This is a genomic window from Dinoroseobacter sp. S124A (assembly GCF_049801015.1).
Lineage (GTDB): Bacteria > Pseudomonadota > Alphaproteobacteria > Rhodobacterales > Rhodobacteraceae > Dinoroseobacter.
In genome coordinates this window covers 425,817-445,197 of the sequence record NZ_JBNAGD010000001.1, presented here as the reverse complement: position 1 = coordinate 445,197, position 19,381 = coordinate 425,817, and the positions used below count along the sequence as shown (strand labels likewise).

Genomic DNA, 19,381 nt, shown 5'->3' with positions numbered 1-19,381 from the left:
GCCTCAGCCCTTGAGCGACGGCTTGCCCAGATGCTTGCGCAGGCGCGAGGGTGTGGACTTCTTCTTGTCCTTGTAGGGGTTCGCGTCGGACTGGCTGCGCAGAGTCAGCCGGATCGGCGTGCCCGGCATGTCAAAATCCTCGCGCAAGCCATTGACGAGATAGCGGGTATAGCTCTCGGGCATCTTGTCGGGATAGGAGCACATGACGACGAAGCCCGGGGGCCGGGTCTTCACCTGGGTCATGTAGCGCATGCGGATGCGGCGCCCGCCCGGTGCGGGGGGCGGATGGGCCTCGACCATGGCCGAAAGCCAGCGGTTGAGTGCGGCCGTGGGCACCCGCCGGTTCCAGACCGCATGGGCCCGCAGGATCGCCTCGCGCAGCCTGTCCATGCCCCGCCCGGTCTTGGCCGAGACGGTGATCAGCGGCGCGCCCTTGAGCTGCGGGAGCAAGCGGTTGAACGCCTCCTTCAGGTCCCGCAGCTTGGCCTGCTTGTCATCCTCAAGATCCCATTTGTTCACCGCGATGACCACGGCGCGGCCCTCGCGTTCGGCGAGATCGGCGATGCGCAGATCCTGCTGTTCGAACGGGATCCCCGCATCGAGCAGGACCACGACCACCTCGGCAAACTTCACCGCGCGCAACCCGTCCGAGACGCTGAGCTTCTCGAGCTTCTCCTGCACCTTGGCCTTCTTGCGCATTCCGGCGGTGTCAAAGATCCGCACCGGGAGGCCGTCCCAGTCCAGCGCCAGCGAGATCGCGTCGCGGGTGATCCCGGCCTCTGGCCCGGTGAGCAGGCGTTCCTCGCCCAGAAGCTGGTTGATCAGCGTGGATTTCCCGGCATTCGGACGGCCCACCACGGCCACCTGCAGCGGCTTCGACGTGGTGGGAACGCGCGGCGCATCTGCGCCCAGCTCGGCCTCTTCGGTGCTCAGGCTGACATCGGTTTCCGGATCCTCGTCCCGGGCCGCCTCGGCCTCTTCCTCATAGGCGTCGATCAGGGGCATCAGCGCCGCGGTCAGGTCGGCCATCCCCTCGCCATGCTCGGCACTGATCGCCAGAGGCTCGCCCAGACCCAGCGCATAGGCCTCGATCAGACCGGCCTCGGCGGCGCGGCCCTCGGCCTTGTTCGCGCCCAGCAGGACATGGGCGTTGGCCTTGCGCAGAATATCGGCAAAGACCTCATCCGTGGGCGTCACCCCCACCCGTGCATCGATCAGGAACAGGCAGGCATCGGCCATGCTCACGGCGCGCTCGGTCAGCCGCCGCATCCGGCCCTGCAGGCTGTCATCCGTGGCCTCTTCGAGCCCCGCAGTGTCGATCACCGTAAACCGCAGATCGCCGAGCCGGGCCGCACCCTCGCGCAGATCGCGCGTCACGCCGGGCTGGTCATCGACCAGGGCCAGACGCTTGCCCACCAGCCGGTTGAACAGCGTGGACTTGCCCACATTGGGGCGACCAACAATGGCCAAAGTGAAAGACATGGGCGCTCTCCACGAGACAGGGCGGGCGATGAGAAGCCCGGGCTTTATCGCGCGACCGCCGCCTCGGCAATGGAGATTTTGCGGAAACTCCGCATCCCGGGCCCGGCGCGGACCCCGGATCCGCTCAGCGATAGGCGCGCAGCTCGCCCGCCTCGGTCACGATATACATGGTCCGGTTCGCCACGACAGGCGCCGCAGCCGCGCCGTCGGGCATGGTGATCTGGCTGATCTGCTGACCCGACGCCGGATCGAAGGCCCGCAACTGGCCATCGCCCGACGCGATATAGAGCCGCCCACCGGCCAGTACCGGGCCGTAATGGGCAAAGATCGCCTTGCGCCGACGCTCCCGGTCGTCGGTGTAATAGGGAAGTTGCACGGCCCAGGTCACGGCCCCCGTGGCCGCATCCAGCCGGATCAGCTCATTGCGGTCCGACACGAAGAAGAGCGCATTGCCCACGGGCCAGATCACATCGAACGCGCCCTCGCGGGCGGTCCAGGTCCGCTCGCCCGTGATCGCGTCCAGTGCTGCCACACGGCCCGCCGCGTTGCCCGCAAAGATCGTGCGGCCCACCACGACCGGGTCGCTGTTGATGTCGGAAAAGCCCGTATAGGCGCTGCCAATGCGGGAGCCGGAGACCGCGCCGCCCCAGACCCGCACACCGGATTGGCGCAGCGCGCCGCTGATTTCGGAAGACGGGAAGGGCAGGATCACGAGCCGGTCACTGATCGCGGGGGCCCCGCCGCCGACGATGCCGGTCCCGGACGGTGCGCCCGGCAGGGTCCAGAGCACGCGGCCATTCCGCGTGTCGATGGCCCAGGCAACGCTGTCGCGGGTGACGATATAGGCAATATTGCCATCGACCGTGGCACTGCCGCTGACCGGCGCATCAAGGCGCTGCACCCAGCGCGTCTCGCCCGTTGCGACATCCATGGCCGTGAGCGTGCCAAAGCCCGAGGAGGCATAAAGTGTGTCCCCCGCAACCGAGACACCCCCGCCCGCACCCTCGTCCGGGCGGTCCGTGGGCGGGGTCAGGTCACGCTGCCACAAAAGCGCGCCCCCAATGGAAAACGCCGAGACGGTCGCCAGGCTGTCGATGGTGAAGATCCGGCCATCGGCCACGACCGGCGGGTTGGCGATGCGGTTGCCGCGGCTGTTGCCTTCGCCGATTTCGGCGGACCAGGCCAGTTGCAGCCCGTCGCCCAGCGCCGGATGGGTGATCGTATGGCGCACCGAGCCGTTGCGATGGGTCCAATCCGTATTGACCACCTGCCCCGGCAGGGACACAGCGACCTCGCGCGGCGTGCGATCCACCGCCTCGGGCGCTTCGGCCTCCGGATCGACAGAAGCACGGATATCCAGCCGCTCACCGGGCAGGATCAGTTCCTCTTGCGCGCAAGAGGCCAGGACCAGGGTGGCCGCGAAACACAGCGCCGCGTTGCGGATCATGGGCTTACCCCTGTTCCGGCAGAAGCGACGCCACATCCCCGCCCAGCGCCACGATCAGCTGGGCCGCGCGCTGTTGCTGCGCGGCGCTGGCCCCGGCGGAGCGGATCACATCCTGCAAGGTGCTGATGGCCGCGTCGGACGCGCCCTCTTCGATCTCGAGCAGCGCGCGCTGTTCCAGCGCCAGCAGGCGGAACGGTCCGGCCCCGAGGGTCAGCATGTCGATCATGGCGCGGCGCTCACTGCGCGCGGGGCCGGAATCGCCCATGAGAACCAGTCGCAGACGCGCAAGATCCTTGTAGAGATCCGGCGTCTCGGGTCCTGCGATCACCGCCTCGAGGGCCGCGATGGCCGTCTCGGTTCCGGTCACCGATTCCGCCGCCGTGAGCAGGCCGAGCACCGCGGCACTGGCCGGATCCGGCGTGATTTCCTCGAGCGCGAGCACACGGGTCTGTTCGCTCGTCCCCTCCAGCGCCTGATAGATCGCATCCCCCAGCGCCTGCGCCTCGGCAGCGGCCTGGGCCTTGCGATACTCGTTGAAGGCCGCGCCCCCGACGATCACGATCACGGCCACGACACCGATCCAGCCATACTTGCGCAGCAGGCGGTTCATCCGGTCGCGCCGGACCTCTTCGGAGACTTCTTCGATAAAACTGTCGGGATTGCTCACGCGCTTGCCTCTTCCACCACGTCGCGTCCTCATACACCGTCCGACCGCGCAAAGCCAAGCCCTGCAAGCCCTTGCCGATGGCCAATTCTGCGACCGTTTGGGTCTTGAGCAAAAACCAGCGAAGGCCTATTTCTGAACTGGATGGTTTAGTTCGACCGGATCGAGCCTTTTGGACAGTGCACCCAAGCCCGGGAGCGCGGCTCCGCGTCGAACATTCCGGAGGCTAGAATGAAACTGTTTTCGATCCTCACGGCACTTGTGGTCGTGGGTGCACTTTACGCATTGGTGTTTGAACGGGACCGTGTGCTGACCTTTGCAGGGGTCGGCAGCGCGCCCGAAATGGAGGATGTGGCCCCTAACACATCGGCGGCGGCCCCGCCCCCCGAGACCGACGCTCCGGCGGACGGGCTGCGCCGCGTCTCCGTGGTGGCCCTGCCCTCTTCGGCGCAAACCATTGACAGCGCTGTGATCTTGCGCGGCCGGACCGAGGCGTCTCGGCAGGTCGCGGTCTCGGCCGAAGTGTCTGGCAAGGTGATCTCGACCCCGCTGCGCCGCGGCGCGCAGGTGACCGAGGGCATGGCCCTGTGCGAGCTGGATCGCGGCACGATGGAGATTTCGCTGGTCGAGGCCCGGGCCCGGCTGGTGGAGGCCGAGATCAATGCCCGCGCCGCGTCGGAACTGGCCGATGGCGGATTTGGCTCCGTGACCCGGCGGGTGGCCGCCGAGGCCGCTCTGGAAGCAGCGCGCGCCGGGGTGGAACGGGCCGAGGAATCGCTGGCCGATACGATGATTAGCGCCCCGTTCGACGGCGTGCTGGAAGAAGACACCGCCGAGCTTGGCGCCTATCTCGGGCCGAACAGCGCGTCAGGATCCCATTGCGCGACCATCCTTCAGCTCGATCCGATCAAGATCGTGGGCTTTGTGCCCGAGTTGCAGGTCGCCAAAATTACCACCGGCGCGCTGGCCCGGGCCGAGCTGTCGGATGGGCGGGAATTCACCGGGACGGTGACCTTCCTGTCGCGCTCCGCCGAGGAAACGACCCGCACCTTCCGCGTCGAGATCGAGATCGCCAATCCGGACCTGAGCATCCGCGCGGGCCAGACCGCCGGTGTCGGCGTGGCCGCCGAGGGCGCGGTTGCCCATCTCTTGCCGGCATCCGCCCTGACCCTCGATGACGAGGGCCGCTTGGGCGTGCGCCACGTGGTCGAGACCGATCAGGGCGCAGAGGCCGCCTTTGCCGAAGTCAGCGTCGTGCGCGACACCATCGACGGTGTATGGCTGAGCGGGCTGCCCAGCGAGGTCAAGGTGATCGTCGTGGGACAGGATTTCGTGACCGCGGGCACCCCGCTTGAGGTCACCCTGCGGGAGCCCGAAGCGTGACAGGTCTCGTCGATTGGGCCGCCTCCCGCGCGCGGATGGTGATTGCCTTTGTGGCCTTGTCCCTGCTGGCGGGGACCATGGCCTATATCGGTCTGCCCAAGGAGGGTGAGCCGGATATCGAAATCCCAGCGCTCTTTGTGTCGGTGCCCTTCCCGGGCATCTCGGCAGAGGATTCCGAGAAGCTGGTCGTGCAGGTCATGGAGACCGAGCTCAGCGATCTTGACGGGCTCGACCGGATGTCCTCGACCGCCTCGGACAATTACGCGGGCGTGGTGCTGGAGTTCGAGTTCGGCTGGGACAAGACCAAGATCATCGCCGATGTGCGCGACCGGATGAACACGGCCGAGGCCAAGTTCCCCTCCGGCTATGAGAAATACTCGATCAACGAGATCAATTTCAGCCAGTTCCCGATCATCGTCGTGAACCTGTCGGGCGCATTGCCCGAGCGCACATTGTTGCGTGTGGCCAATGACTTGCAGGACACGCTTGAAGGGCTTGAACCCGTTCTGGAGGCCGGTCTTGCAGGCCACCGGGACGAGATGCTCGAGGTGGTGATCGATCCCCTGCGCCTCGAGAGCTACAACGTCACCGCGGGTGAGCTGCTCTCTGTCGTACAGAACAACAACCAGCTGATCGCCGCGGGCGAGGTGGAAACCGCCCAGGGCGCCTTTGCGGTCAAGATCCCCTCGGCCTTTGACGAGCAGACGGATGTTCTGTCCCTGCCCGTGAAGGTCAGCGGCGACCGGGTCGTGACCCTGGGCGATATCGCCGATATCCGCCTGACCTTCGAGGATCGCACAGGCACTGCGCGCTATAACGGCGACGACACGGTCGCCCTGCAGGTGGTCAAGCGCAAGGGCTTCAACCTGATCGACACCGCGACCCTTGTGCGCGAAACCGTCGAGGCCGAACGGCAAAGCTGGCCCCGCGAGTTGCGGGAATCAATCGAGATCAACGTGTCCATGGACCAGTCGCGGATCGTGGATTCCATGGTCCGGCAGCTCGAAGGCTCGGTCCTCACGGCGATCGCGCTGGTGATGATCGTCGTGCTGGCCGCGCTTGGCACCCGCTCGGCGCTGCTGGTAGGATTTGCGATCCCGACCTCCTTCCTCTTGTGCTTTGCCCTGCTCGCCGTGATGGGGATCACCGTGTCGAATATCGTGATGTTCGGCCTGATCCTCGCTGTGGGGATGCTGGTGGATGGCGCCATCGTGGTGGTGGAGTATGCCGACCGGCGCATCAGCGAGGGCTCGGGGCCCATGGCCGCCTATACCGAAGCCGCCAAGCGGATGTTCTGGCCCATCGTCAGTTCCACCGCGACGACGCTCTGCGCGTTTCTGCCCATGCTCTTCTGGCCCGGGGTGGCCGGGCAGTTCATGGGGATGCTGCCGGTCACGCTGATCTTCGTGCTGACCGCGAGCCTTGTGGTGGCACTGATCTACCTGCCCGTGGTGGGCGGGGTGGCCGGACGCATCAGCCGCACCCTGGACAACATGGCCAAGGGGCTGATGGGGCTGCCCTGGCTCGTGCGCGCGGCGCTCGCGCTGGCCTCGGCCGGGTTCATGTACACGGCCGTGCTGCAATTCCTGAACCCGACCTATCTGTTGGGACCGGCCTCGGCGGATCAGGGCTGGCAAGCCTATCTGCCCGGTGCCGGGATGATGCTGCTGGCGGCGCTGTCGCTGTCGGTGACGCTGACCTCGATCCGGTTCCGCCGCAGCCGCCGCCGGGTGCGCGCCGGCTTCCGTCGCTCGCCCTTTGGCTGGTTCATCCGGTTCCTGACCGGCAATCCGATCATGCCGCTGGTGGCCATCGGCACGGTCATCTTTCTGGTGGTCACCACCTTCGGAGTGTTCCAGGAGAACAATCGCGGGGTCGAGTTCTTTGTCGCCTCCGAACCCGAGCAGGCCATCGTCTATGTCCGGGCGCGGGGCAATCACTCTCTCGAAGAGAAGGACGCCCTGCTGCGTCAGGCCGAGGAGATCACCATGGCCAGGCCAGGGATCGAATCGGTCTTTGCCTTTGCCGGTGAAGGCGGGCTGAACCAGAACACGGGCGGGGCCGCAGCGCCGCTCGACACTGTGGGCACGATCCAGATCGAGCTCGCCCCGTGGGAGGACCGGCAGGGCAGCGACTGGGCCGATGGCAACGATATTCTCGACGCGCTGGAGGCGGAGCTGAAAACAATCCCCGGGGTGCAGACCGAGATCCTGGAGATGAGCCAGGGTCCGGCCGGGGCCAAACCCGTGCATATGCGCCTGACCGGGGATGATTTCGACGCGCTGGCCGAGGCCGCCGCCACCGTGCGCGCCGGGTTCGAGGCCACCGAAGGGTTGCGCGATGTGGAAGACACCCGCCCCCTGCCCGGCATCGACTGGCAGATCGACGTGGATGTGGCCGCCGCCGGACGCTATGGCGCGGATGTGGCCACCGTGGGCGCGATGGTCCAGCTGGTGACGCGGGGCATCCTGCTCGACACGATGCGCGTGCCCAGTTCGGATGAAGAGATCGAGATCCGCGTGCGCCTGCCCGAAGAGGACCGGGTCCTGTCGACGCTGGACACCTTGCGGGTGCGCACGGCCCAGGGCCTCGTGCCGCTGTCGAACTTCATCACCCGCGCGCCGGTGCCCAAGCTGGGCCAGATCGACCGGGTGGACGGCCATCGCTACTACGATGTGAAGGCAGGTGTGCGGGCCGGGCTCCTGAACAAGGATGGCGCGGTGATCAATGCCGCAGAGCGGATCGCATTGCTGACCACATGGATGGAGACCGAGGTCGAGCTGCCCGAGGGGGTGAGCTGGGAATGGACTGGCGAGCAGGAGGACGAGGCCGAGAGCCAGGCCTTCCTCATGAACGCCTTTGCTGGCGCGCTGGGGTTGATGTTCATCATCCTGCTGGCCCAGTTCAACAGCTTCTATAACGCGTTCCTCGTGCTGCTTGCGGTGGTGCTCTCGACCACGGGCGTGCTGATCGGGATGATCGTGATGGAACAGCCCTTCTCGGTGATCATGACCGGTACGGGGATCGTGGCGCTGGCCGGGATCGTGGTGAACAATAACATTGTGCTCATCGACACCTATCAGGAATATGCGCGCTACATGCCGCGGCTCGAAGCGATTGCCCGCACCGCGCAGGTCCGCATCCGTCCGGTTCTGCTGACGACGATCACGACCATGGCCGGTCTGGCGCCGATGATGTTCGGGCTCAGCCTCGACTTTTTCGGCGGGGGCTACACCGTGGACAGCCCCACAGCCCTGTGGTGGAAGCAGCTGGCGACGGCGGTGGTCTTCGGCCTCGGCGTGGCGACGGTGCTGACGCTAGTGCTGACCCCGTCGCTTCTGGCGCTGCGGGTCTGGCTGACGGTCGGGGCCTATAGCTCGGTCCGGCAGTTGCGTGCCATGTCGCTCGGCAAATCGAGCCGGGTGGCCCGTGACCTCGCACTGAAGCGTGCCGCCCGCGCGGTGAAATCACCCGAGATCCTCTGGATCGAGGATGATCAGCCCCAAACCGACGCTGAGACCGGCGGGGCCCCTGCCGAGGCCCGCACCCTGGCAGAGCGGATCGTGGACAGCACCGCGCGTGGTGACGAGGGAGATGACCCCACGCCCCCCGATGGGACGATCAAGCCGCCCCTGCGCGCCGCCGAGTGATCATCGCGTGATCAGAGCGGCTGCGCCTGCTCCACGAGGCGGGCAAAAAAGCTCGCCCCGATCGGCGCGATCCTGTCGTTGAAGTCATAGGCCGGGTGGTGCAGCGTCGCGCTGCTCCCCTGGCCGATGAACAGATACGCGCCCGGCCGGGCCTGCAGCATATAGGCGAAATCCTCGGCCCCCATCTGCCGCGCGGACCGGGTGTCCACAAGTTGCGCGCCCGAGACGTCCTCGGCGGCCTGCGCGGCTTGCGCAACCTCCTCGGCGGAGTTCACGGTCTGGGGATAGCCCCGCTCATAGTCCAAAGCCGCCTCCACGTCGTAGCTGGCGGCCTGCCCCTCGACAATCTTGCGCATCCGGTCGATCACCATGCCCTGAACCACCGGGTCAAAGCTGCGCACGGTGCCGCAGATATAGGCGGTGTCGGGGATGACGTTATCGGCCGTGCCCGCATGGATCTGGGTGATCGAGACCACAAGCTCTTCGGTGGCCACGTGGTTCCGGCTGACAATGGTCTGGATCGCCTGTGCGATGCCCAGCGCGGCGATGATCGGATCGGCGGTCTCATGGGGCATGGCCGCATGCCCGCCCCGTCCCTTCACATGGATGTGGAACGTATCGACCGCCGCCATGATCGGGCCGTCCTTGGTCAGGAAAAACCCCTCGGGCAGGCCCGGCGCATTGTGCAGCGCATAGACCTTGGCGATGTCGAACTGCTCCATCAGCCCTTCCTCGCACATCACCTGCGCGCCGCCGCCATTCTCTTCGGCGGGCTGAAAGATCACCGCGACCGTGCCCGCGAAATTGCGCGTTTCGGCGAGATAGCGCGCGGCCCCCAGAAGCATGGTCATATGCCCGTCATGGCCGCAGGCATGCATCACGCCCGGCACCTCGGAGGCATAGTCGAGCCCGGTTTCCTCGGCGATGGGCAGCGCGTCCATATCCGCCCGCAGGCCGATCACCGGCCCCGGTGCGCGCCCCTTGATCAGGGCCACAACCCCGCTCGTGGCAATCTTGTCATGGACGGCATCGACGCCAAAGCTCCGCAGTCGGGCGATGACGTAGCGCGCAGTGCGGTGACACTCGAACCCCAACTCCGGGTGACGGTGAAGATTGCGCCGCCAGGCCGTCATATCCGGCCCGTATTCCGCGATGCGATTGACAACCGCCATGTGCTGCTCTCCTTGTTACATCGAGTATGTAACCTTCTTTGCCGACTGTAAAAGGGAGGGCGCGATGGCACATCCCAAGCCCAAGGCACAGGCCCTGCCCCGAGACCAGAGCGACGCGCTCTGTTTTGATCCGGAGGGCGGGCTGCCGCGACTGCTCGAAATCATGCGCCGGTTGCGCGACCCCGAGACAGGCTGCCCCTGGGATGTGGAACAGAGCTTCGAGACCATCGCACCCTACACGATCGAGGAAGCCTATGAAGTCTCGGATGCCATCGACCGGCAGGACTGGACCGAGTTGAAGGCTGAGTTGGGCGATCTGCTGTTGCAGACGGTGTACCAGACCCAGATCGGCGCCGAGCGCGATCTGTTCGATTTCCACGAGGTTGCCAACGGGATCGCGCAGAAGATGCTCGACCGGCATCCCCATGTCTTTGGGACCGAGAGCAACGCGAAATCCGCCGCGCAGCAGACCCGGGACTGGGAGGTCCAAAAGGCCAAGGAACGCGCCGCCAAGGCCGAGACCGGTGTGCTCGACGGCGTCGCGCTCGGCCTGCCCGCCCTGATGCGCGCGCTGAAGCTGCAGAAGCGCGCAGGCCGGGTCGGGTTCGACTGGGACGATGTGGATCAGGTTCTGGCCAAGTTCGAGGAAGAGGCACAAGAGCTTGCCGCCGCCCGCGAGAGCGGCAGCCCGGCAGAGCTGCACGAGGAATTTGGCGATCTGCTTTTCGTGGCGGTCAATCTCGGGCGGCATCTGGATCTCGACCCCGAACACGCCCTGCGCGATGCCAATGCCAAGTTCACCCGCCGCTTCGCCCATATCCAGGCGCGCCTGTCCGAGCAGGGGCGCAGTCCGGATGCGGCCAGTCTCGACGAAATGGAAGCGCTCTGGCAGGAGGCGAAGGCCAAGGGGCTCTAGCTCAGCCCGCCGCGCGGCCTTCGGTACTGGTGGCCGGGTCCACGAGGCACCACATGCCTTCGGCACAGACGAGCACAGGCCCGTCGCAATGAAAGACGGTGTATTGGATCGCCTCGAGCGGATGCTGCGCACCGATGCTCAGCGCGGCGCAGGACACCATCTGCCCCGCTTCCCAGCGCAAGGTCTGCGCTCCGGAGAGCAAGAGATCCGCATGGGGCACGCCATCGGGCCCACTGCCCTTAGGCAGGACCCGGGGCCGCGCCGCCGGGCGGGTCTGCAGAAAGGGGACATCCAAGCCGAACCGGTCGATCCACTCGATCGGCACATATTGCCCGGACGGGGCCACCACCAGATCCCCCCGCCGCAACAGCGCAGCCGGCACGGGCCCGAGATTGGTTTCGATCCGCACATCCGGACCAAAGCCCGGTACGCTCCAGGGTTCGGCATGCACTGGGGCCCCGGCGCCCCCTGCCTCCGCAGGTCCTTTGAATTCCAAGATTTTTCCGGCGTCCCGCACGCGGTATCTCCCGTCTGGGGCAAGTGACGCCCTCCGAAGAGGGCGCCACAGGCTACTCAGATACTCGTTACTGCGCCCAAGGTCGGCCCCTGAGGCGTTACAGTTTCGTTAGACAGGAGAACTGCGGCACCAGCCGGGCGGTAACAGGCCGAACTGTGACGATTTCATGGGGCTGGACGCGGCGGGATCTCGCCGGTTTGACGGGCAGGATACCCGGAATTGCCCCGCAAACGGGCAGTCTGGCGGACCGCTGTCGCGCAACTCGGAACACCGGCGGCCTTTGGCTCGGGATTACCGCTGACCCAAGGTCAATCCGCGCGCGGCGCCTGACAACCTCCTGCCTTATTTGCGTTTCCGCCTTGAGGATAGAGTGTTTCCGGCGCCCCTGCGCCGCGCGCGGCCTGCCTCCGAGCCGGGCCAGAATCGTCTGGACAGCGCGGGGGCGAGTTGCGACCCTCTCCCATCCCTTCAGGAGGCTCCCATGCAAGACGGCTCCGCCACGCCCCGCAATATCATCATCGACACCGACCCCGGACAGGACGATGCGGTCGCCATCCTGTTGGCGCTGGCCTCCCCCAACGAGGTCAACGTGCTGGGGATCACGGCGGTGGCGGGCAATGTGCCGCTGGAGCTGACGGCGAAAAACGCGCGCATCGTCTGCGAGCTGGCCGGGCACCCGGAGATCCCGGTCCATGCGGGCTGTGACCGCCCCATCGCCCGCACCTTGGTCACGGCCGAGCATGTCCATGGCAAGACCGGGCTCGACGGGCCGGTCCTGCCGGATCCGACCATGCCGCTGGCCGATCAGCATGCCGTGGCCTTCATCATCGAAACCCTGCGCCGCGAGCCCGAAGGCACGGTGACCCTCTGCCCGCTGGGACCGCTGACCAATATCGCGACGGCCTTTGCCGAGGCCCCCGACATCATCCCGCGCGTGGCCGAGATCGTGTTGATGGGCGGGGCCTATTTCGAGGTGGGCAACATCACCCCGGCGGCAGAGTTCAACATCTACGTGGACCCGGAGGCCGCCAAGGCTGTCTTTGCCGCAGGGGTGCCGTTGGTGGTCATGCCGCTCGATGTGACCCACAAGGCGCTGACCACCGCGCCCCATATCGCGGGGTTTCGCGCGCTTGGCACCCGTGTGGGCGATATGGTCGCCGCCTGGACCGATTTCTTCGAGCGGTTCGACAAGGAAAAATACGGCTCCGAGGGTGCGCCGCTCCATGATCCTTGCGTGATTGCCTATCTGCTGCAGCCCGAGCTCTTTTCCGGGCGGCTCATCAATGTGGAGATCGAGGTCGACAGCCCCCTGACCCGTGGCATGACCGTTGCGGACTGGTGGGGTGTCACGGACCGTGCCCCCAACGCGCTCTTTATCGGCGATGTGGATGCGGAGGGGTTCTTCGCCCTCCTGACCGAGCGGATCGGTCGCCTCTAGCTTTCCCGCCCCCGCCCGCCTACATGCGAGCCATGAGCATGCACATCCCCTTCGAGGCGCATTACGCCGCCCTGCCCGACCGTTTCCATGCGCGTATGGCGCCGACCCCCGTGGCCGCCCCGGCGCTGATCGCCGTGAACCACCGGCTGGCACGGGAGCTGGGACTGGACCCGGAGGTACTGGAAAGCGCCGAGGGCGTCGCGATGCTCGCCGGGAATGCGGTGGCTGAGGGCTCGTCACCCCTGGCGCAGGCCTATGCCGGGCATCAGTTCGGCGGGTTCAATCCGCAGCTGGGCGATGGTCGGGCGATCCTGCTGGGGGAGCTGCGCCATGCGGATGGCCATCTGCGCGACATCCAGCTCAAGGGCTCCGGGCCCACGCCCTTCTCGCGGCGGGGCGACGGGCGCGCCGCACTGGGTCCGGTCCTGCGCGAATACATCCTGTCGGAGGCGATGCATGCGCTCGGCGTGCCCACCACGCGCGCTCTGGCCGCTGTCACCACGGGCGAGCGGGTGCTGCGCGAGCAGCCCATGCCCGGTGCCGTCTTCACCCGCGTCGCGTCCAGTCATCTGCGCGTGGGCACCTTCCAGTTTTTCGCCGCGCGCGGCGATCTGGAGGCGGTGGAGCAGCTTGTCGCCTTCGCCCGCGCCCGCCACGATCCCGGGGCCGAAACCGCGCTTGACCTGCTCAAGGGCGTGATCGCCCGGCAGGCCCGGTTGATCGCCCAATGGATGGGGTTGGGGTTCATCCATGGGGTGATGAACACTGACAACATGACCATCTCCGGCGAGACGATCGATTACGGCCCCTGCGCCTTCATGGAGGCCTATCATCCCGAGACGGTCTATTCCTCGATCGACCAGTTCGGGCGCTATGCCTATGGCAAACAACCGGAAATTGCGGTTTGGAACCTGGCGCAGCTGGCCACGGCGATGCTGCCGCTGATCGATCCGGACAAGGACCGCGCCATAGACGTGGCGACCGAGGCGGTGCAGGGCTTTGCCGATCTCTATCAGGCCGCCTGGGCGGAGGTGTTCCGTGCCAAGCTGGGGCTGATCTCGGACAAGCCCGGGGATGCCGCACTGGCCCATGACCTGCTTGGACATATGGCCGGGGCCGGGGTCGATTTCACACTGGCCTTCCGGGGGCTCGCCGAAGGGGTGGACGTGGTCCGCGCCCTCTATCCTGAGCCGGAGCGGTTCGATGGCTGGGCCGAAGGCTGGCGCGCGCGGCTGGCTGAGGATGCCGGTCCCGCCGAGACATTGTCCGCACGGCTCAAGGCGGCAAACCCCGCCTATATCCCGCGCAACCACCGGGTGGAGGAGGCCATTCAGGCCGGGCTCACCGGGGATTTCGCGCCGTTTCATGCGCTGAACACCGTGCTGCAGCAGCCCTTTGCTGACCAGCCCGAGCACGCCGCCTATCAGGCCCCGGCCCGGCCTGAAGAAGCCGTGCGCGAGACGTTTTGCGGAACCTGAGACGCGCTAGTCGCGGATCGGCAGCGCGAAAGTGGATTTGATCTCTTCCATGGAGAGCAGCGCGGTCACGTTGTAGATCCGCACCTCCTGGATCAGCGCCTGGTAGAACTGATCATAGGCCCGGGCATTCTCAACCCGGACCTTGAGGATATAGTCGATATCCCCCGCGAGCCGGTGCGCCTCCAGCACCTCATCCCGGTCCAGAAGCGCCTTGAGGAACCGCTGCTGCCAATCGGCCTCATGCTCGGACGTACGGATCAGAACAAAGAAGCACGCCTCCAGCCCCAGCGCCTCCGGATCCAGAACGGCGGTCTGCTGTCGGATGACCCCGGCCTCGCGCAATTTGCGGATCCGGTTCCAAACCGGGGTCTTTGACGCGCCCACCTGACGGGCGATTTCCTCGAGCGATTGGCTCGCATCGCGCTGCAACGCCTTGAGAATTTTCCGATCCGTCGCATCCAGTGAAACCGACATCCTATGCGCCCTCGCATTTTAGAACTTTCTGACGCCCGCTGGCGTTCTGGAGACTATTTATTCCTTATATTTTCCCTCGTCTAGCAATTTTACGGGAAAAATTTCTATATACAGCAGAGACAAACCCAGGATGCCCTATGCAGCATTTTCCCATTTTCCTCGCGGTGGCCGGTCGCCGCATCGTCCTCGCCGGTGGCGGTGACGCCGCGTTGGCCAAGCTGCGTCTGCTTCTGAAGACCGAAGCGCGCCTGACCGTGGTGGCCCCCGAGGCCGCCCCGGAAATCCACGATTGGGCGGCCGAAGGGCGTTTGACCCTGACCTTGCGGGCGTTCGAGCCCGGGGACGGGATGTGCGCCAGCCTCGTCTATGCGGCCAGCGAGGATCCCGAGGAAGATGCGCGCGTGCGCAAGCTGGCGCAGGCCGATGGCGCGCTGGTCAATATCGTCGACAATCTGGGCGACAGCCAGTTCATCACCCCGGCCATTGTCGATCGCGACCCGGTGACCATCGCGATTGGCACCGAGGGCGCGGCCCCGGTGCTTGCCCGCTCGATCAAGGCGGATCTGGAGGCGAAGCTCTCGCCCCTGCTCGGCATTCTCGCGCGGGTCGGCAAATCTTTCCGTCCCAAGGCCGAGGCCCTGCCCATGGGCCGCGCGCGCCGGGACTTCTGGCGCGACTACTATTTCGGCGCGGGGCCCGCAGCGGCAGAGGCGGAGGGTCCGCAAGGGGCCAAGGCCGCCCTCGATCGCCTGCTTGAGCGGCATCTGAACACCGAGGCCCGCGCGGGCAGCGTGGCGCTGGTCGGCGCAGGTCCGGGCGACCCGGAGCTGCTGACCCTCAAGGCGCGCAAGGCGCTCGATGAAGCCGATGTCGTGATCTATGACCGGCTGGTCACGCCCGAAATCCTCGAGCTCGCGCGCCGCGAGGCCGTGCTGGTCTATGCGGGCAAGGAGGGCTTTGGCGCCTCCACCGCACAGGCAGACATCAACGCGCTGATCGTGACCCATGCCAAAGCGGGCGCGCAGGTCGTGCGTCTGAAATCCGGCGACCCGGCGGTCTATGGCCGTCTCGACGAAGAGATCGACGCGCTGGAGGCCGCGCAGATCCCCTGGCGGATCGTACCGGGGATCACCACCGCGTCGGCGGCTGCCGCAGGGCTGGGACAGAGCTTGACCAAGCGGGGGCGCAACTCCTCCCTGCGCTTCCTGACCGGGCATGACACGCAAGGCTTTGCCGATCATGACTGGCGCGCGCTGGCCGAGCCGGGACAGGTGGCCGCGATCTACATGGCCAAGAAGGCCGCGCGGTTTTTGCAGGGGCGTCTCCTGATGCATGGCGCGGCCCCGGCTACGCCGGTCACCCTGATCGAGAATGTCAGCCGCGCCGACCAGCGCATCCATGCCACCGACCTCAACGCCCTCGGAGAGGTCGCCCAGCGGCTCTCCGGTCCGGCCATCCTGATGTACGGCCTCGCCCCACGCGAGGCTCGTGCCGCCCTCACCGACCTGAAGGAATTCGCCTGATGCCTCGCAACTTCACCCCGAAAGTCATCACCGCCAACGACCTGCTCGAAGGCGATGTGATCTATCTGGCCCCGAATGACAGCTGGACCCGGCATCTGGACGAGGCCGAAGTGCTCGATGACGAGGCCCATGCCCAGATCCGCCTGCTGGACGCCGAGGCACAGGTCGACCGCGTGGTCGGCGTCTATCTCGCCGATGTAAGCCCCACGCCCGAGGGCGCGGCCCCCGTGCATTTCCGCGAAGCCTTCCGCGCCAAGGGTCCTTCGAACTACGCCCATGGCAAGCAGGAACTGCAGCGCCCCTGACCCCAGAGACAGCGCGCCCGCCCCTCCCCCATGGGCGCAACCGGAGACAGCCAACATGTACAGCTATACCGATTTCGACGAAGCCTTCGTGCGCGAACGCGCCGCCCAGTTCCGCGCCCAGGTCGAGCGTCGCATCGACGGGTCGCTGACCGAGGACGAGTTCAAGCCCCTGCGCCTGATGAACGGGCTCTACCTTCAACTGCACGCCTATATGCTGCGGGTGGCGATCCCTTACGGCACCCTGAACAGTCGCCAGATGCGCCAGCTTGCGATGATCGCGGATCGCTGGGATCGCGGCTATGGCCATTTTACCACGCGCCAGAACATCCAGTACAACTGGCCCAAACTGCGCGACGTGCCGGACATGATCGACGCGCTGGCCGATGTGGGCATGCATGCGATCCAGACCTCGGGCAACACGATCCGCAACGTGACCGCGGACCATTTCGCCGGGGCCGCCGCCGATGAGATCGCCGATCCGCGCCCCATCGCCGAGCTTTTGCGCCAGTGGTCCACGGATCACCCGGAGTTCCAGTTCCTGCCGCGCAAGTTCAAGATTGCCGTGACCGGGGCCGAGGCCGACCGGGCGGTGATCAAGGCCCATGATATCGGGCTGCAGATCGTTCGGCAGGATGGCGAGATTGGCGTGAAAGTCATCATCGGCGGCGGTCTGGGCCGGACCCCGATGATCGGTAAGGTGGTGCGGGAGTTCCTGCCCATGGCGGATCTGCTGCCCTATGCCGAGGCCATCGTGCGGGTCTACAACCAGCTTGGCCGCCGGGACAACAAGTACAAGGCGCGCATCAAGATCACCGTCCACGAGAACGGCATCGACACGATCCGCGATCTGGTCGAGGCGGAATTCGCGATCACCCGCGCGGCCTTCGGTGGCGCGGATCAGGAGTTGCTGCGCGCCATCGCCCCGCAATTCGCCCCGCCCGCATTCGAGACCGGCTCCGTTGCGGCCTATGAAGCCGCCTATGAGGCCGATCCGGTCTTCCGCTCCTGGGTGGATACGAATATCGCGGCGCACCGGGCCGAGGGCTATGCCATCGTGACGATCTCGCTCAAATCTCATGGCGCGACGCCGGGGGATGCCAGCTCGGACCAGATGCGCCTGATGGCGGATCTCGCCGAGGCCTACGGCCATGATGAGCTGCGCATCAGCCATGAGCAGAACGTGATCCTGCCCCATGTGCACCGCGCCGATCTGCCCAAGATCCATGCGGAGCTCAAATCCGCAGGGCTGGCCACGGCGAATGTGGGCCTGATCTCGGACATCATTGCCTGCCCGGGCATGGATTACTGCGCGCTGGCCACGGCCCGCTCGATCCCCGTGGCCCAGCAGATCGCCACGCGGTTCGACGAGCTGAAGCTGGAGCATGATATCGGTGCGCTGAAGATCAAGATCTCGGGCTGCATCAATGCCTGCGGGCACCACCATGTGGGCCATATCGGGATCCTCGGTCTGGATCGCGCAGGCGTCGAGAACTACCAGATCACCCTGGGCGGGGACGGCACCGAAACCGCCGCCATTGGCGAGCGGGCCGGTCCGGGTTTTGCCTATGACGAGATCGTGCCCGCCATCGAACGTCTGATCTACGCCTATCTGGATGTGCGCGACAGCGCAGACGAGACCTTCCTTGAGGCCTATCGCCGTCTGGGCGCCGTGCCGTTCAAGGCCGCCCTCTACCCGGAGGCCGCGCGGAAAGATGCCGCTTGAGGCGCCTCTCCCTCCGGTGGGCGAGCGGGTCGCCCATCTGAACCAGCGCTACCGACACCATTCGGCCACCTCGGTGGTCGAACGGGCGCTTGGGGATCCGACCGTGGGGCGGATCGCGCTGGTCAGCTCTTTCGGGGCGGAATCCGTGGTGTTGTTGCATATGATCGCGAAGAAGGCGCCGAAGACGCCGGTGCTCTTCATCGACACGCAGATGCTCTTTCCCGAGACCCTCGCCTATCAGGAAAAGGTGGCGCGCAAGCTCGGCCTGCACCGGATCGAGGTGATCCGCGCCGCCCCGGCAGCACTGGCGGCCGAGGATCCGGACGGGCTTCTGCACACGCGCGATACGGATGCCTGCTGCGATCTGCGCAAGACGCGACCGCTGGAGACCGCGCTGGAGGGGTATGACGCCTGGATCACCGGGCGCAAACGCTTTCAGGCGGGGACCCGTGCCGCGCTCGAGTTCTTTGAGGCCGATGGCCCCGCCCGCATCAAGGTCAATCCGCTGGCCCATTGGGACCCGGCGGATGTTCAGGACTACATGATCAACAACCGCCTGCCGCGCCACCCGCTGGTGGCCAAGGGCTACCCCTCCATCGGTTGCGCGCCCTGCACCTCGCCGGTCAAGCCCGGCGAAGACCCGCGCGCGGGCCGCTGGCGGGACGCCGACAAGGAAGAATGCGGCATTCATTTCATCAATGGCAAGGTCGTGCGCGGCCCCCTGCCCAAAGGAGACGCGGCATGACCCAGACCGCAGCAACGATTGTCACCGATGCGGGCTTCGGCCCCGAGACCTGGAATGGCGGCTTTACCCCGCTCGACGAGGCCCCGGCCAATGACGTGATCAGCCTCGACCTGCCCAGCGACGCGGATGTCGCCCCCCTGCTGACACGGCTCGACGGGATCGCCATGATCCGCATCGACTTCCCGAGCTTTGCCGATGGGCGCGGCTTCTCGCTGGCGCGTCGTCTGCGCAATGCGGGCTATACCGGGCGTCTGCGCGCGCGCGGCCATGTCCTGGCCGATCAATACGCGATGGCGCGTCGCTCGGGCTTTGACGAGGTCGAGATCGACGCCGCCCTCGCCACGCGCCAGCCCGAAGAGCAATGGCGCGCCCGCGCCGCCTGGCAGGAGCACAACTATCAGGCCCGCCTGCGCGCCTGATTGTCCTCTTTGCAGAGTGTCCAATTCCGTTTAACAGTGGGACCG

Annotated in this window: 16 protein-coding genes; 10 read left to right on the top strand and 6 right to left on the bottom strand. The window is 66.3% G+C overall.

The window, feature by feature from the left end:
- Nucleotides 1–3 precede the first annotated feature (3 nt).
- The 3 genes from der to ACP15I_RS02050 form a co-directional block, all read right to left on the bottom strand.
- Entirely contained in the window at nt 4–1,482 is a 1,479-nt protein-coding gene (gene der, locus ACP15I_RS02060) for a ribosome biogenesis GTPase Der (protein ID WP_424964624.1), read from the bottom strand.
- 124 nt (nt 1,483–1,606) lie between these two features.
- A complete protein-coding gene (locus ACP15I_RS02055; protein WP_424973700.1) occupies nt 1,607–2,929 on the bottom strand; it encodes a PQQ-binding-like beta-propeller repeat protein in 1,323 nt (440 codons plus the stop codon).
- 4 nt (nt 2,930–2,933) lie between these two features.
- Complete coding sequence (locus ACP15I_RS02050; protein WP_424973699.1) at nt 2,934–3,596, bottom strand: hypothetical protein; 663 nt, start codon at nt 3,594–3,596, stop codon at nt 2,934–2,936.
- Nucleotides 3,597–3,824: 228 nt separating this feature from the next.
- On the opposite strand from ACP15I_RS02050, the gene ACP15I_RS02045 reads away from it, so the two are divergent.
- Nucleotides 3,825–4,976 carry an efflux RND transporter periplasmic adaptor subunit gene (locus ACP15I_RS02045; protein WP_424973698.1) on the top strand — a complete coding sequence of 384 codons (1,152 nt, stop codon included), beginning with the start codon at nt 3,825–3,827 and terminating at the stop codon, nt 4,974–4,976.
- Nucleotides 4,973–8,626 carry an efflux RND transporter permease subunit gene (locus ACP15I_RS02040; RefSeq protein WP_424973697.1) on the top strand — a complete coding sequence of 1,218 codons (3,654 nt, stop codon included), beginning with the start codon at nt 4,973–4,975 and terminating at the stop codon, nt 8,624–8,626. The genes ACP15I_RS02045 and ACP15I_RS02040 overlap by 4 nt, the downstream gene beginning before the upstream one ends.
- 11 nt (nt 8,627–8,637) lie before the next feature.
- Here ACP15I_RS02040 and ACP15I_RS02035 read toward each other — a convergent pair whose 3' ends face one another.
- Nucleotides 8,638–9,798, bottom strand: coding sequence for a M20 aminoacylase family protein (locus ACP15I_RS02035; RefSeq protein WP_424973696.1), 1,161 nt, complete (start codon nt 9,796–9,798; stop codon nt 8,638–8,640).
- Between the two features lie 64 nt (nt 9,799–9,862).
- Between ACP15I_RS02035 and mazG the strand changes: the two genes are divergently transcribed.
- Nucleotides 9,863–10,714: a nucleoside triphosphate pyrophosphohydrolase gene (mazG, locus tag ACP15I_RS02030; protein ID WP_424973695.1), complete on the top strand. Its 852-nt coding sequence runs from the start codon at nt 9,863–9,865 to the stop codon at nt 10,712–10,714.
- A 1-nt stretch (nt 10,715) separates the two neighbouring features.
- Here mazG and ACP15I_RS02025 read toward each other — a convergent pair whose 3' ends face one another.
- Nucleotides 10,716–11,210, bottom strand: a complete 495-nt coding sequence (locus ACP15I_RS02025; RefSeq protein ID WP_424973694.1) for a Hint domain-containing protein — start codon at nt 11,208–11,210, stop codon at nt 10,716–10,718.
- A 502-nt stretch (nt 11,211–11,712) separates the two neighbouring features.
- Between ACP15I_RS02025 and ACP15I_RS02020 the strand changes: the two genes are divergently transcribed.
- Both ACP15I_RS02020 and ACP15I_RS02015 read left to right on the top strand, forming a co-directional pair.
- Nucleotides 11,713–12,669 (top strand): nucleoside hydrolase, encoded by a 957-nt coding sequence (locus tag ACP15I_RS02020; protein WP_424973693.1) that lies wholly within the window; start codon nt 11,713–11,715, stop codon nt 12,667–12,669.
- A gap of 32 nt (nt 12,670–12,701) precedes the next feature.
- Entirely contained in the window at nt 12,702–14,147 is a 1,446-nt protein-coding gene (locus tag ACP15I_RS02015; protein WP_424973692.1) for a protein adenylyltransferase SelO, read from the top strand.
- A 6-nt stretch (nt 14,148–14,153) separates the two neighbouring features.
- On the opposite strand, the gene ACP15I_RS02010 is transcribed toward ACP15I_RS02015, so the two are convergent.
- A complete protein-coding gene (locus tag ACP15I_RS02010; protein WP_424964635.1) occupies nt 14,154–14,621 on the bottom strand; it encodes an Lrp/AsnC family transcriptional regulator in 468 nt (155 codons plus the stop codon).
- 137 nt (nt 14,622–14,758) lie between these two features.
- On the opposite strand from ACP15I_RS02010, the gene cysG reads away from it, so the two are divergent.
- Genes cysG through ACP15I_RS01985 form a run of 5 tightly spaced genes read left to right on the top strand, consistent with a single transcriptional unit; the run spans nt 14,759 to nt 19,336 of the window.
- On the top strand, nt 14,759–16,144 hold the full coding sequence (cysG, locus tag ACP15I_RS02005) for a siroheme synthase CysG (protein ID WP_424973691.1): 1,386 nt from the start codon (nt 14,759–14,761) through the stop codon (nt 16,142–16,144).
- On the top strand, nt 16,144–16,449 hold the full coding sequence (locus ACP15I_RS02000) for a DUF2849 domain-containing protein (RefSeq protein ID WP_424973690.1): 306 nt from the start codon (nt 16,144–16,146) through the stop codon (nt 16,447–16,449). The genes cysG and ACP15I_RS02000 overlap by 1 nt, the downstream gene beginning before the upstream one ends.
- 55 nt (nt 16,450–16,504) lie before the next feature.
- Nucleotides 16,505–18,172 carry a nitrite/sulfite reductase gene (locus ACP15I_RS01995; protein ID WP_424973689.1) on the top strand — a complete coding sequence of 556 codons (1,668 nt, stop codon included), beginning with the start codon at nt 16,505–16,507 and terminating at the stop codon, nt 18,170–18,172.
- A complete protein-coding gene (locus ACP15I_RS01990) occupies nt 18,162–18,917 on the top strand; it encodes a phosphoadenylyl-sulfate reductase (RefSeq protein WP_424973688.1) in 756 nt (251 codons plus the stop codon). The genes ACP15I_RS01995 and ACP15I_RS01990 overlap by 11 nt, the downstream gene beginning before the upstream one ends.
- The gene (locus tag ACP15I_RS01985; RefSeq protein WP_424964640.1) at nt 18,914–19,336 is read left to right on the top strand and encodes a DUF934 domain-containing protein; all 423 of its coding nucleotides are present in this window, start codon (nt 18,914–18,916) and stop codon (nt 19,334–19,336) included. The genes ACP15I_RS01990 and ACP15I_RS01985 overlap by 4 nt, the downstream gene beginning before the upstream one ends.
- Nucleotides 19,337–19,381: the final 45 nt, after the last annotated feature.